Origin of the sequence: Pseudomonas sp. R2-60-08W, assembly GCF_003852335.1 — a bacterium.
Taxonomy (GTDB): Bacteria; Pseudomonadota; Gammaproteobacteria; order Pseudomonadales; family Pseudomonadaceae; genus Aquipseudomonas.
In genome coordinates, this window is the sequence record NZ_CP027731.1 from 3,805,426 (window position 1) to 3,818,959 (window position 13,534).

General features: G+C 62.6%; 11 protein-coding genes. All 11 read right to left on the reverse strand.

The window, feature by feature from the left end:
* Window positions 1–8: 8 nt before the first annotated feature.
* The 11 genes from C4J90_RS17280 to asd all read right to left on the reverse strand — a co-directional run bounded on the left by C4J90_RS17280 (window position 9) and on the right by asd (window position 13,494).
* Window positions 9–1,220, reverse strand: coding sequence for an O-succinylhomoserine sulfhydrylase (locus tag C4J90_RS17280; RefSeq protein ID WP_124420424.1), 1,212 nt, complete (start codon window positions 1,218–1,220; stop codon window positions 9–11).
* Window positions 1,221–1,286: 66 nt separating this feature from the next.
* Window positions 1,287–2,792, reverse strand: a complete 1,506-nt coding sequence (gene purF / locus C4J90_RS17285) for an amidophosphoribosyltransferase (protein WP_124363594.1) — start codon at window positions 2,790–2,792, stop codon at window positions 1,287–1,289.
* A gap of 40 nt (window positions 2,793–2,832) precedes the next feature.
* Complete coding sequence (locus C4J90_RS17290; protein ID WP_003192538.1) at window positions 2,833–3,390, reverse strand: CvpA family protein; 558 nt, start codon at window positions 3,388–3,390, stop codon at window positions 2,833–2,835.
* Between the two features lie 247 nt (window positions 3,391–3,637).
* Window positions 3,638–4,297, reverse strand: a complete 660-nt coding sequence (locus tag C4J90_RS17295) for an SPOR domain-containing protein (protein ID WP_124363595.1) — start codon at window positions 4,295–4,297, stop codon at window positions 3,638–3,640.
* Window positions 4,281–5,588, reverse strand: a complete 1,308-nt coding sequence (folC, locus tag C4J90_RS17300; protein ID WP_124420425.1) for a bifunctional tetrahydrofolate synthase/dihydrofolate synthase — start codon at window positions 5,586–5,588, stop codon at window positions 4,281–4,283. The genes C4J90_RS17295 and folC overlap by 17 nt, the downstream gene beginning before the upstream one ends.
* The gene (gene accD, locus C4J90_RS17305; protein WP_005789754.1) at window positions 5,585–6,505 is read right to left on the reverse strand and encodes an acetyl-CoA carboxylase, carboxyltransferase subunit beta; all 921 of its coding nucleotides are present in this window, start codon (window positions 6,503–6,505) and stop codon (window positions 5,585–5,587) included. The genes folC and accD overlap by 4 nt, the downstream gene beginning before the upstream one ends.
* Before the next feature lie 245 nt (window positions 6,506–6,750).
* On the reverse strand, window positions 6,751–7,383 hold the full coding sequence (locus C4J90_RS17310; protein WP_124420426.1) for a phosphoribosylanthranilate isomerase: 633 nt from the start codon (window positions 7,381–7,383) through the stop codon (window positions 6,751–6,753).
* A 64-nt stretch (window positions 7,384–7,447) separates the two neighbouring features.
* Window positions 7,448–8,272: a tRNA pseudouridine(38-40) synthase TruA gene (gene truA / locus C4J90_RS17315; RefSeq protein ID WP_124416044.1), complete on the reverse strand. Its 825-nt coding sequence runs from the start codon at window positions 8,270–8,272 to the stop codon at window positions 7,448–7,450.
* Between the two features lie 168 nt (window positions 8,273–8,440).
* Entirely contained in the window at window positions 8,441–10,966 is a 2,526-nt protein-coding gene (locus tag C4J90_RS17320; RefSeq protein ID WP_124420427.1) for a FimV/HubP family polar landmark protein, read from the reverse strand.
* Window positions 10,967–11,127: 161 nt separating this feature from the next.
* Complete coding sequence (locus tag C4J90_RS17325; RefSeq protein WP_124404722.1) at window positions 11,128–12,138, reverse strand: aspartate-semialdehyde dehydrogenase; 1,011 nt, start codon at window positions 12,136–12,138, stop codon at window positions 11,128–11,130.
* 243 nt (window positions 12,139–12,381) lie between these two features.
* Window positions 12,382–13,494: an aspartate-semialdehyde dehydrogenase gene (gene asd, locus C4J90_RS17330; protein WP_124363600.1), complete on the reverse strand. Its 1,113-nt coding sequence runs from the start codon at window positions 13,492–13,494 to the stop codon at window positions 12,382–12,384.
* Window positions 13,495–13,534 lie beyond the last annotated feature (40 nt).

The window sequence follows — 13,534 nt, forward strand, 5'->3', positions numbered from 1 at the left end:
CCACTCGATCACAAGGCCGCCAGCCCGCGGGCCAGGTCGGCCTGCAAGTCAGCCACGTCTTCCAGCCCGACTGCGATGCGAATCAGGCTGTCACGGATGCCTGCCGCTTCACGCTCCTGCGGCGCCAGGCGCCCATGGGAGGTGGTGCTCGGGTGCGTGATGGTGGTTTTGCTGTCACCCAGGTTGGCGGTGATCGAGATCAGGCGCGTGGCATCGATAAAGCGCCAGGCGCCCTCTTTGCCGCCCTTCACCTCGAAACTCACTACCGCGCCGAACCCACGCTGCTGGCGCTGCGCCAATGCGTGCTGCGGGTGGCTCTTGAGGCCGGCGTAATGCACTTTCTCGATCCCGTCCTGCTGCTCCAGCCACTCGGCCAGCGCCTGAGCGTTGGCGCAATGGGCCTTCATACGCAGGCTGAGGGTTTCCAGGCCTTTGAGGAAAATCCACGCGTTGAACGGGCTCAGGGTCGGCCCGGCGGTGCGCAGGAAGCCCACCACTTCCTTCATCTGCTCGCTGCGACCGGCTACCACACCGCCCATGCAACGGCCCTGGCCGTCGATGAACTTGGTGGCCGAATGCACCACGATGTCCGCGCCCAACTTCAACGGCTGTTGCAGAGCCGGGGTGCAGAAGCAGTTGTCGACAACCAGCATCGCGCCCTTGGCGCGCGCCACTTCGGCCAGCGCGGCGATATCCACCAGTTCAGCCAGCGGGTTGGACGGCGACTCAACGAACAGCAGCTTGGTATTGGCCTTGATCGCCGCCTCCCAACCGGACAGATCCGCCAGGGGCACGTAGTCCACTTCGATACCGAAGCGCTTGAAATACTTCTCGAACAGGCTGATGGTCGAACCGAACACGCTGCGCGATACCAGCACATGGTCGCCAGCACTGCACAGGCTCATCACCACCGCCAGGATCGCCGCCATGCCGGTCGCCGTGGCCACCGCCTGCTCAGCACCTTCCAGGGCGGCGATACGCTCTTCGAACGCACGCACGGTCGGGTTGGTATAGCGCGAATAGACGTTGCCCGGCACTTCACCAGCAAAGCGCGCAGCAGCGTCGGCCGCCGTGCGGAACACATAACTGGAGGTGAAGAACATCGGATCACCGTGCTCCCCTTCCGGGGTGCGGTGCTGGCCGGCGCGCACAGCCAGGGTATCGAAAGCTACGCCATCGAGGTCGCTGTCCAAACGACCGGCATCCCATTCCTGACTCATGCTGCGACTCCTTACTCGAATTCTTTATTTAAGATACAAAACCGGCCCCTCAGGGCCGGTGTTCACTCAGTTGTTGTACAGATCGATGATCGCACTGACCGCCTGGGTCTTGATCTTCGACGAGTCGTTGCGCGCCTGCTCGATCTTGTTCAGGTAGGCCTCATCGACGTCACCGGTTACATACTTGCCGTCGAACACGGCGCAGTCGAACTGGTCGATCTTGATCTTGCCGCCGCCGACCGCTTCGATCAGGTCAGGCAGGTCCTGGTAGATCAGCCAATCGGCACCGATCAGGTCGGCCACGTCCTGGGTCGAACGATTGTGGGCGATCAGTTCGTGGGCGCTCGGCATGTCGATACCGTACACGTTCGGGTAGCGCACGGCAGGCGCGGCGGAACAGAAGTACACGTTCTTCGCTCCGGCTTCACGGGCCATCTGGATGATCTGCTTGCACGTGGTGCCGCGCACGATCGAGTCATCCACCAGCATCACGTTCTTGCCACGGAACTCAAGCTCAATGGCGTTGAGCTTCTGGCGCACCGACTTCTTGCGCGCCGCCTGGCCGGGCATGATGAAGGTACGGCCGATGTAGCGGTTCTTGACGAAGCCTTCGCGGAACTTGACGCCCAGGTGGTTGGCCAGCTCCAGCGCGGCGGTACGGCTGGTGTCCGGGATCGGGATGACCACGTCGATGTCGTGCTCGGGACGCTCGCGCAGGATCTTCTCGGCCAGCTTCTCGCCCATGCGCAGGCGCGCCTTGTACACCGAAACGCCGTCGATGATCGAATCCGGACGCGCCAGGTAGACGTGTTCAAAGATGCACGGCGTGAGTTTCGGCGCAACGGCGCACTGGCGGGTGTGCAGCTTGCCGTCTTCGGTGATGTACACCGCTTCGCCCGGCGCCAGGTCGCGAATCAGGGTGAAGCCCAGTACATCCAGGGACACGCTTTCGGAGGCGATCATGTACTCGACGCCTTCGTCGGTGTGGCGTTGGCCGAACACGATCGGGCGGATGCCGTGCGGATCGCGGAAACCGACGATGCCATAACCGGTGATCATCGCCACGACGGCATAGCCGCCCACGCAACGGTTATGCACGTCGATCACGGCGGCAAACACGTCTTCTTCGGTCGGCTGCAGCTTGCCGCGCTGGGCCAGCTCATGGGCGAACACGTTGAGCAGCACTTCCGAGTCGGAACTGGTGTTGACGTGGCGCAGGTCAGATTCGTAGATCTCCTTGGCCAGTTGCTCAACGTTGGTCAGGTTACCGTTGTGCGCCAGGGTAATGCCGTAAGGCGAGTTGACGTAGAACGGCTGAGCTTCGGCCGACGTCGAGCTACCCGCAGTCGGGTAACGCACATGGCCAATGCCCATGTGGCCGACCAGGCGCTGCATGTGACGCTGATGGAACACGTCGCGCACCAGGCCATTGTCCTTGCGCAGGAATAACCGGCCGTCGTGGCTGGTCACAATACCGGCAGCGTCCTGGCCGCGGTGCTGGAGGACGGTTAGCGCGTCATACAGCGCCTGATTGACGTTCGACTTACCGACGATACCGACGATGCCACACATGCGACGCAACCCCTACTTAATGGATCTTGACTGAACACTCTTACTGAGGCGTTTTGGCCGGCAAGAGGTGTTCCTTGAACGGAAGATCAGCGGGTACGCTGATTCCGCTGGCCAGCCACTGACTGCTCCACCCCAATATGAGGTTCTTGGACCAGTCTGCAACCAATAGAAATTTTGGCACGAGCACCGACTCCTGCCACCACGAATCCTGCTGTACCGGCCCCAGGCTCAACAGCCCGACCGCCACGACCACCAGCAACGCGCCACGCGCGGCGCCGAAGGCCATGCCGAGAAATCGATCGGTCCCGGAGAGACCGGTAACACGTATCAACTCGCCAATAAGATAATTGACCATTGCCCCCACCAGCAGCGTGGCGATGAACATGATGGCGCAGCCCGCGATGACGCGAGCCGAGGGTGTCTCTATGTACCCGGCCAGGTAGACCGACAGTGAACCACCGAACATCCAGGCTACGACTCCTGCGATGATCCAGGTCAGCAACGACAGTGCTTCTTTTACGAAGCCGCGGCTCAGACTGATCAAAGCGGAGATGGCGACGATTGCAACGATCGCCCAATCAACCCAGGTAAATGGCACAGTGCAGCCTACGTACGGATAAGGCGGCGCATTTTAGCAGAGCGCCGGGCTATCGGTAAGCGGTGATTGCGGGTGCCTTGCAAATCAATAGATTGGGCAGTGCGAACGCTATTTCAAGACCGCCGGAGACCAATGTGGGAGGGGGCTTGCTCCCGATGGCGGTGGTTCAGTGCCAGATGTACTGACTGACCCACCGCTATCGGGAGCAAGCCCCCTCCCACACTTGACTGCATTTCAAGTCTCGAAATCAGCCGCGCTCAGGCTGAAAGCGAGTGACGAAACCCTTGAGGTTCTGCTGACGATCCAGTAGATCCCGCAGGCGGTCGGCTTCGGCGCGCTCGATCAGCGGCCCGATAAACACGCGGTTCTTGCCGTCGGCGCTACGGATGTAGGCGTTGTAACCCTGGGCGCGCAGCTTTTTCTGCAAGGCGTCGGCGCCTTCGCGGTTGCCCAGGCTGGCCACTTGGATCGACCAGCTGATCGGCAAGCCATTCGGGTCGATACGGCTCTGCCCCACGTCAGGCTTGCCCGGCGCGGCAGGCTGTGGCGCTACCGGTTTGGGTGCAGGCGCTGGCGTCGCCGGCTTGGCGGCAACAGCCGGAGCGGGTGTCGGCTTGACCACCGGCACGCTTGGCTGCACCGGCATGGACGGCGCCTGTTGCGCGGCGACCTCTTCGTCGCTCGGCACCGGCTCCTCTTCAGGCAGCGCCTGCGGCTCAGGCACCACCACCGGTTCAACCTGGACCTGAGGCACCACCGGTGCCTGGGGCGCAGCCGGAGCCTCGACGACCACCTGGCGCTGCTCGTCCTGACGGGAAAACAGCATCGGCAAGAAAATCACCGCCAATGCCACCAACACCAGGGCTCCGACCATTCGCTGCTTGTATGCGCTATCCAGTAATGCCATGTGCAGCTTCCTCCGTGGAGCGCCGGGCCAGCCATTCGAGCGCCTCGGCAACACAATAAAATGATCCGAACAACAGAATCTCGTCCTCGGCCGTCGCTACCGCACACTGCGCCTCGAGGGCCGCGGTGATGCTTGCATACGACGTCACCGACGCACCAAGGTTCTGCAAGGCAGTTTCCAGCTCAACTGCCGGACGGCTACGTGGCGTATCCAGCGGCGCAACGGCCCAGGACTGAACCCCGCTCAGCAACGGCGCAAGCACGCCGTCGAGATCCTTGTCGGCCAGCAAGCCAAACACCGCCAGGCGGCGGCCGGACGGCGGCGTGCGCGCCAAGCGCTGCGCCAGATACTCAGCGGCGTGAGGGTTATGGCCCACATCCAGCAGCAGGTTCAGGCGCTTGCCCTGCCACTCCACGGCACGTCGATCCAGGCGCCCTACTATGCGCGTTGCCAGCAGGGTTGCGGCTATTTGCCCGGCATTCCACGGCAGATCCAGTAGCAGATAGGCTTGCAGCGCCAGCGCGGCATTCTCCATCGGCAGGTTCAGCAGCGGCAAATCGCGTAACACTACCGGCTGGCCCCGCGCATCGCGCCCGGACCATTGCCAATGCTGATCGCCGATTTCCAGATTGAAGTCGCGCCCGCGCAGGAAGAACGGGCAGTCGAGCTCACGCACCTTGTCCAGCAAGGGTTGCGGAGGGTCGAGATCGCCGCACAACGCAGGCTTGCCCTGGCGAAAGATCCCGGCCTTTTCGTATGCCACGGATTCGCGGGTGTCACCCAGGTAATCGACATGGTCGACGCCGATGCTGGTGACCAGCGCCATGTCCGCATCCACCACGTTGACCGTGTCCAGACGCCCGCCAAGGCCCACTTCCAAGACGACGACATCGAGTTGCGCACGCTCGAACAGCCACAACGCCGCCAGGGTGCCCATCTCGAAATAAGTCAGGGAAATCTCGCCACGCCCTGCATCGAGGGCGGCGAAGGCTTCGCAGAGCTGCTCGTCGCTCGCTTCGCGGCCATTGAGCTGCACCCGCTCGTTGTAACGCAGCAGGTGCGGCGAGCTGTAGACGCCGACGCTCAGCCCTTGAGCCTGCAGCAGCGCCGCGACAAAGGCACAGGTGGAGCCTTTGCCGTTGGTGCCGGTGACCGTGATCACACGCGGTGCCGGCCGCCCCAACCCAAGGCGGGCCGCTACCTGTTGCGAGCGCTCCAGGCCCATGTCGATGGCGGACGGATGCAACTGCTCAAGGTAGGCGAGCCATTCGCCCAGGGTACGTTGGGTCATAGGTTTGCTGGCACCGGTGGCACGACGATCGGCTCGACCTTGGGCGCGACGTAGACAGGCGTCGGCAGGCCCATCATTTGCGCCAGCAGGTTACCCAGGCGTGGGCGCAGCTCACCGCGCGGGATGATCAGGTCGATGGCGCCGTGTTCCAGCAGGAACTCGCTGCGCTGGAAACCTTCCGGCAGCTTTTCACGCACGGTCTGCTCGATGACGCGTGGGCCGGCAAAGCCGATCAGGGCTTTTGGCTCACCGACGATCACATCGCCGAGCATCGCCAGGCTGGCGGAAACGCCGCCGTAGACCGGGTCGGTCAGTACCGAGATGAACGGAATGCCTTCTTCGCGCAGACGCGCCAATACCGCCGAGGTCTTGGCCATTTGCATCAGGGAAATCAGCGCTTCCTGCATACGCGCGCCACCGGAGGCGGCGAAGCAGATCATCGGGCAGCGGTTTTCCAGGGCATAGTTGGCGGCGCGCACGAAACGCTCGCCGACGATGGCACCCATGGAGCCGCCCATGAAGGAGAACTCGAACGCCGAAACCACCACCGGCATGCCCAGCAGCTTGCCGCTGACGGAGATCAGCGCGTCTTTCTCGCCGGTCTGCTTCTGCGCACCGACCAGACGGTCCTTGTACTTCTTGCTGTCGCGGAACTTGAGGCGGTCGACCGGCTCCAGGTCAGCGCCCAGCTCGTTGCGGCCGTCGGCGTCGAGGAAGATGTCGATACGGGCGCGTGCGCCAATACGCATGTGGTGGTTGCACTTGGGGCAAACGTCCAGGGTCTTTTCCAGCTCCGGGCGATACAGCACCGCGTCGCAGGACGGGCACTTGTGCCACAGACCTTCAGGAACCGAGCTTTTCTTCACCTCGGAACGCATGATCGAAGGGATCAGTTTGTCTACTAACCAGTTGCTCATGCTTTCTTTCTCCAGTACCGGTGGCTTGAACACAGCCCCGCGTATGCCCTTGAGCTAAATTCATATGTGGCGATGAGGCCGGCGGGACGGGGTCAGAGGTTCGACCAGCCATTTCCCGCCTGCATCCTCAGCCTTCCAGACAACCTGCCAGCGCAGGGTTGCCACTTCGTTTCCGGGCCTCCCGCAGGCGGCGCCGGTGCTGTTTTACACAGTGGTAGTTATGGACGGCGGCAGACTGCCAGCCGTCACATAACACCACTGCTGTTGCGCACGGTCTGCAGGAATGCGCGAATCTTGTGGTGATCCTTGATGCCCTTGCCCTGTTCCACCCCGCCGCTGACATCCACGGCATACGGCCGGACCTGCTCGATGGCGGCGCCGACATTCATCGGGTTGAGCCCCCCGGCCAGGATGACCGGCTTGCTCAGGCCCGCCGGGATCAGCGACCAGTCGAAGGCTTCTCCAGTGCCGCCAGGAACACCTTCGACGTAGGTGTCCAGCAGAATCCCGCGCGCGCCCGCATAGGCGGCACAGGCGGCGGCGATGTCATCGCCGGCCTTGACGCGCAACGCCTTGATATAGGGGCGCTGATAGCTGTCGCATTCGTCCGGGGTTTCGTCGCCATGAAACTGCAGCATGTCCAGCGGCACGGCATCCAGGGTTTCATTGAGTTCACAACGGCTGGCATTAACGAACAAACCCACGGTGGTCACGAACGGTGGCAGCGCGGCGATGATGGCCCGCGCCTGCGACACATTCACCGCCCGCGGGCTGTTGGCATAAAACACTAGGCCAATGGCATCCGCCCCCGCCTCGACCGCCGCCAACGCGTCTTCGATGCGGGTAATCCCGCAAATCTTGCTGCGAACGGCTGACATATCGTAGAAACCTCAGGGATTGAACCGAGAAAGTCCCGGATGGTAACAAAAGCTTTTCCAGGCGTCAGCCGCCAAGTTCACTGAAACCTGTGAGGAAGTGTGGCCCGATAAAACGCTGCGGCAGCTCGAACTCGTCGCGGTACTCCACATCCACCAGATACAGGCCGAACGGATGCGCCGTAACCCCACCGGTACGACGGATGCGGCTTTGCAGCACTTCCCTGGCCCATTCCACCGGGCGCTCGCCGGTGCCGATGGTCATCAGTACGCCCGCAATGTTGCGCACCATATGGTGCAGGAACGCCCCGGCACGGATATCCAGCACAATCATCTTGCCATGCCGGGTCACGCGCAGATGGTGGACTTCCTTGATCGGCGACTTGGCCTGGCATTGGCCGGCACGGAACGCGCTGAAATCATGCACACCCACCAGATGCTGCGCAGCCTCGGCCATGCGTTCGGCATCCAGCGGGCGGTGGTTCCAGGTGATTTCCTGGTTCAGGTGCGCCGGGCGGATCTGATCGTTGTAGATCACGTAGCGGTAGCGTCGGGCGATGGCCTTGAAGCGCGCATGAAAATGCGCCGGCATCACCTTGGCCCAGGTGACGCTGACGTCATGGGGCAGATTGATATTGGCGCCCATCACCCACGCCTTCATCGAGCGTTCGGCCTGGGTGTCGAAATGCACCACCTGGCCACAGGCGTGCACGCCGGCGTCGGTACGCCCGGCACACATCAGCGATACCGGCGAGTCAGCGACTTTCGACAGAGCGTTTTCCAGGGTTTCCTGCACCGTCAGCACACCGGAGGCCTGGCGCTGCCAGCCGCGATAGCGCGAGCCTTTGTATTCCACGCCGAGGGCGATGCGGTGAAAGCCTGCGGCCGCCATTTCGGCGGCCGCGTTATCTATATTTGCCAAGAACTGAGAGCCTGATGAGTTGCGCGAAGACGGGGATTATAAAGGCGCCGGCTGCGCGACGGGCGCTTTTGTTGGGGGGGACGCGGCGCCAACGGTGGCAGGGAGCAAGCCCTCCCCCCGTTGGGCGCGTATCAGCCTTCAGATTCGGCCAAGCATTTCCTTGGCTTCGCCGCGCTGGGTCTCATTGCCCTCGGTCAGCACTTCGGAAAGGATGTCCTTGGCGCCATCGGCATCGCCCATGTCGATATACGCCTGGGCCAGGTCCAGCTTGGTGGCGACTTCATCGGAGCCCGACAGGAAGTCGAACTCGGGCTCGTCGTCACCGAGCGCCGCATCTTCAGCCGTGAAGGACGGCTCGATGGAGGGATGCTCCAGGCTCTGGGACAGACGGTCCAATTCAGCATTGACGTCGTCCAGCTCCGAAGCGAAGGCATCGGGCTTGACCGTCGATTCGGGCTCGTCCGCCAGGGAGAGGTCGAAATCTTCCGGCAAATCGAAGTCATCCAGCGCTGCCGGGGTCAAGGTCGGCGGCTCGGCGGCTGGTACGTCTTTCATCTGTTCTTCGAGACCGGACAGGAAGTCGTCATCGGACTGCGCGGACGCCGGCGCATCCAAATGCAGATCCAGGTCAAAATCCGACAGGTCATCTGCGCTGGCGTTGGCGGCCGCCTGCTGCTCAAGAAGCGCCTCGAATGACTGATCACCCTTGACCTCTGCCGGCGATGCCGCCTCCAGGTCGTCCAGGCTCAGGTCAAAATCGGTATCCAGAGGCTCTGGCTGCGGCGCAGCCGGCTTGTCTTCCAGCAGGTCCTTGACGTACTGGGCGTCCAGGGCGGCGGCGGCCACTGCGGCACTCACGCCCGCCGCCAACACCGCCATGGCCGGGAAACGGCCCTTGAGCTGCTCGACCTGAGCGTGGTTTTCACCCGTGGCCACCAGCTGACGCTCCTGGCTGACAAAACCGTTCTTGTCATTCTGCAGGCCGTAGACTTCCATCAGCTTCAAACGCAGGTCGCTGCGTTTGGGCTCCTGCTTGATCGCTTGCTCAAGCACATCCGCCGCCTGGTTCAGGTGGCCCCGGTCGATATGGGACTGGGCTTGGGAGAGCGCATCGCTGGAAGTCGGGGCGACGGCAGCCGCCAGCGGTGCCAGCACGGAGGCGACGGTGGGCACTGCAGGCTCAGCCACCGGAACGGGTGCAGGCGCGGGGGCCCGCGTGACGCTCGGCGGCGGCACTTCCAGGCCTTCGAAACTGTCGGGTGGCAGGTCGCGATCGATATTCGACGTGAATTCCGGCTCTTCAGCCAGCGCGCGCGCCATGCGCAGGTGCTTTTCTTCTTCAAGACGGGCGTTGCGATGGCGCACCCACAGCAGCAGGAGCAACAGCGCCAGAATCACGGCCGCGCCACCGAGCACACCGAGCACCACAGGGTTGGTCAGCAGCTCATTGAATTTGCCTTCGGTGGTTGCAGGCGCGGCAACCGGCTTGGCCGGCTCGGGAGCAGGTGTCGCTACCGGAGCTGCCGGGGCCGGGGCTGGCGCCGGTTCATCAGCCAACTGCGCAGGCGCTGCTGCCGCTGCCGCGGGCACAGCCGCATCGCCCTTCTCGGCCTGCAGACGGGCCAACTGATCATTCTTCAGTTGAATCAGCTTTTGCAGCTTGTCCAACTGGCTTTGCAGATCTGCCGCACGGCTTTTGAGCTCTTCATTGTCACGACGGGTGGTGTCCAACTGTTCTTGGGTCATCGCCAGCTTGTCGTTCAACGCGCGGCTATCACCGGCCTTGCCTGCTGCACCTTTTTTAGCAGACTCGGCCGACACCAGGCTCAAGTTGTCCTTGGCGCCGGTGCTCGACGGGGCATTGCCAGTCTCGGTGCGCTTGGTAGCATCCAGCTGGGCCTTACCCGCCACTTGCTGGGCGGCAGTGCGGCGGCCCTGACGCCAGGCGGCGTTCTGCGCCGTCACTTCGGCGATCGCTTGCGGCTGCCCGAGCGCGGTGCTTTGCACGGTGTCTGGCAGGCGCAGGACCTGGCCGGTTTTCAGGCGGTTGATGTTGCCATCGATAAACGCATTCGGGTTGAGCGCCTGAATGGCCAGCATCGTTTGCTGCACAGAGCCACCATTGCGGTTTTTCTCGGCAATTTCCCACAAAGTATCGCGAGCAGTGGTGGTATGTTGCGCTGGCTTGCTGACGGCGGTCGCGGTACCGGCCGGCGCACTCAAGCGCGGCGCTGGCGCACTGGCAGCCGGTGTGGACTGGTCGAATTTGGCGGGATCGAGCAGCACGCTGTAGTCACGCATGAGTCGGCCGTTCGGCCACTGCACCTGCAACAGGAAGCGCACATAGGAATCGGGCAACGGCTTGCTGGAGGTGACACGCACCACGCTGCGGCCGTTGGGATTGACCACCGGCGTGAAGGTGAGGTCGTCGAGAAAGGCCTGGCGATCGACACCGGCATCGACGAATGCCTGGGACGAGGCCAGGCTCGGGGTGATCTCGGAAGCCGTAAGGCCGCCGACGTCGAGCAATTCGATTTCCACCGACAGCGGCTGGTTCAACTTCGACTTGAGGGTCATCTCCCCGAGTTGCAGCGCCTGCGCCATACCGGAGGACAGCGCCGAGGCGGCCGCTATTGCTAACACCAGTTTGCGAACTTGAACCATAGCCTCATCCTTTGTCTGAACACTCCCCGGCTTTCGAGAAGGTTGGTAACCGCTGCCATAAGGCATGGCGAGCCGATAGGTTACCGACGCGCTTGTGTTCCGCTTTTGGCCAAGCATAGCGCTTGGTGAGAATCAATCTACAAATTGGCGCCAAGTATCTTTTACGCAAGGTCTTTTATCAACAACCGCGCCAGCTGCACGGCGTTGAGCGCAGCGCCTTTGCGTACGTTATCTGACGTCAGCCACACATTTAGTTCCGCCGGGTCGTCCACACCTGCGCGCACTCGCCCTACATATACAACGTCCTGACCCACCGCATCGCCTACTGCCGTTGGGTAGTCGCCCGCCTCGACCAGCTCGATACCCGGCGCCGCATCGAGTACACGGTTCACCTCAACCAAATCGGCCGGCGCCCCCAACTGCAGCGACACAGTCAGGCTATCGCCAAAAAACACCGGGGCTTGAACGCAGGTTGCGGAAATCTTCAGCAACGGAGTTTCCAGCACGGCCCGCAGTTCATGTACGAGACGTTTCTCCAGGGCTGTGTGACCTTGGGCGTCTGGCGTGCCGACTTGTGCCAGCAGGTTGAAGGCCACCTGCCGATCAAAGAAGGTCGGCTCCAACGGACGTACATTCAACAGCTCGGCCGTCTGGCGGGCCAATTCGCTGACGGCTTCGCGGCCCAGGGCCGACACGGCCAGGTTGGCGGTGACGCTCACGCGCTGGATATCCAACAAACCGCGCAACGGCGCCAGCAGCACCGCCAGGTTGGTGGCGGACGGGCTCGGGCTGGCGATTTGAAAGGGTTTTTTCAAGCCCTTGAGCACATGGGCGTTGGCTTCCGGCACCACGGGCGGCGCCTGTTCGGCAGGTAATGCGCCAGACAAGTCGATCACCGAGCAACCGGCGGCGATGGCACGTGGGGCGAAGCTCAGGGTCACCGCCGGGCCAGCCGCGAAAAAGGCCAACTGCGCCTTGCTGAAGTCGAATTCATCGACTTCCTTGACCCGCACGTTCTTGCCCCGGAACGGTACCGATGCACCGGCGGAGTTGTTGCCAGCCAGCAAATACAGGGTGCCTACCGGGAAGTCCAGCTCTTCGAGAATCTGCACCAGGGTTTCGCCAACGGTACCGGTGGCGCCGATCACGGCGATTTCAAAGGTCTGGGTCATGGGGCTGCCTCGGGCATTGCGGGGGGAGCGGCACTTTACCGGGTGGTTGGGGGTGAGGCAATTGGGGTGGAGCTGATGGCCCCATCGGGAGCAAGCCCCCTGCCACACTTGAATGTGTGCACAGGTCAACATGTGGGAGGGGCGGTGCGACGATTCGACTTGCCCCCGATAGCGTCCGAAAGAACAATAAAAAAACCCCGCGCCTGTCACCAGAACGCGGGGCTCTTCAAAGCCTGCAAGCGATCAACGCTCCAGCAGAATCCGCAGCATGCGACGCAACGGCTCAGCCGCGCCCCACAACAGCTGGTCGCCCACGGTGAACGCACCGAGGAACTGGCTGCCCATGTTCAGCTTGCGCAGGCGGCCCACCGGTACATTCAGGGTGCCGGTAACCTTGGTTGGGCTCAGCTCCTGCATGCTGATCTCACGGTTGTTCGGCACCAGCTTGACCCAGGGGTTGTGCTGGCTGATCAGCCCTTCGATATCGGCAATCGGCACGTCTTTGTTCAGCTTGATGGTCAACGCCTGGCTATGGCAGCGCATGGCGCCAATGCGTACGCAGATGCCGTCCACCGGGATCGGGTTCTTGAAGCGCCCGAGGATCTTGTTGGTCTCGGCCTGGGCCTTCCACTCTTCGCGGCTCTGGCCGTTCGGCAGTTCCTTATCGATCCACGGGATCAGGCTACCGGCCAACGGCACGCCGAAGTTTTCGGTCGGATAGGCGTCGCTGCGCATGGCTTCGGCCACGCGGCGGTCGATATCGAGGATCGCACTGGCTGGGTCGGCCAGTTGATCGGCCACCGCTGCGTGGGTTGCGCCCATCTGCTTGATCAGCTCTCGCATGTTCTGTGCACCGGCGCCGGAGGCCGCCTGGTAGGTCATGGCGCTCATCCACTCGACCAGGCCGGCTTCGAACAAGCCACCCAGGCCCATCAGCATCAGGCTGACGGTGCAATTGCCGCCGACGTAGTTCCGGGTGCCGGCATCCAGTTGCTGGTCGATGACCTTGCGGTTGACCGGGTCGAGGATGATCACCGCATCGTCCTGCATGCGCAGGCTCGACGCGGCGTCGATCCAGTAGCCCTGCCAGCCGGCTTCGCGCAGCTTGGGGAAGACTTCGCTGGTGTAGTCGCCGCCCTGGCACGTCAGGATCACATCGAGGGTCTTCAGCTCTTCAATGCTATAGGCGTCTTTGAGCGGGGCAATGTCCTTGCCCACGGACGGCCCTTGGCCACCTACGTTCGAAGTGGTGAAAAACACCGGCTCGATAAGATCGAAATCCTGCTCTTCCAGCATCCGCTGCATGAGCACGGAACCGACCATACCGCGCCAACCGATCAGACCTACACGTTTCATCGCAACTACACCTTGTTAAAAAGTGGGCCGCCTTGCAGCG

Bases quoted from the DNA above. Each gene is read 5' to 3' on its own strand.
- accD (WP_005789754.1), bottom strand. From the start codon at position 6,505: ATGAGCAACTGGTTAGTAGACAAACTGATCCCTTCGATCATGCGTTCC.
- truA (WP_124416044.1), bottom strand. From the start codon at position 8,272: ATGGCGGCCGCAGGCTTTCACCGCATCGCCCTCGGCGTGGAATACAAA.
- C4J90_RS17295 (WP_124363595.1), bottom strand. From the start codon at position 4,297: ATGGCATTACTGGATAGCGCATACAAGCAGCGAATGGTCGGAGCCCTG.
- purF (WP_124363594.1), bottom strand. From the start codon at position 2,792: ATGTGTGGCATCGTCGGTATCGTCGGTAAGTCGAACGTCAATCAGGCG.
- C4J90_RS17280 (WP_124420424.1), bottom strand. From the start codon at position 1,220: ATGAGTCAGGAATGGGATGCCGGTCGTTTGGACAGCGACCTCGATGGC.
- C4J90_RS17310 (WP_124420426.1), bottom strand. From the start codon at position 7,383: ATGTCAGCCGTTCGCAGCAAGATTTGCGGGATTACCCGCATCGAAGAC.
- folC (WP_124420425.1), bottom strand. From the start codon at position 5,588: ATGACCCAACGTACCCTGGGCGAATGGCTCGCCTACCTTGAGCAGTTG.
- C4J90_RS17325 (WP_124404722.1), bottom strand. From the start codon at position 12,138: ATGACCCAGACCTTTGAAATCGCCGTGATCGGCGCCACCGGTACCGTT.
- asd (WP_124363600.1), bottom strand. From the start codon at position 13,494: ATGAAACGTGTAGGTCTGATCGGTTGGCGCGGTATGGTCGGTTCCGTG.
- C4J90_RS17320 (WP_124420427.1), bottom strand. From the start codon at position 10,966: ATGGTTCAAGTTCGCAAACTGGTGTTAGCAATAGCGGCCGCCTCGGCG.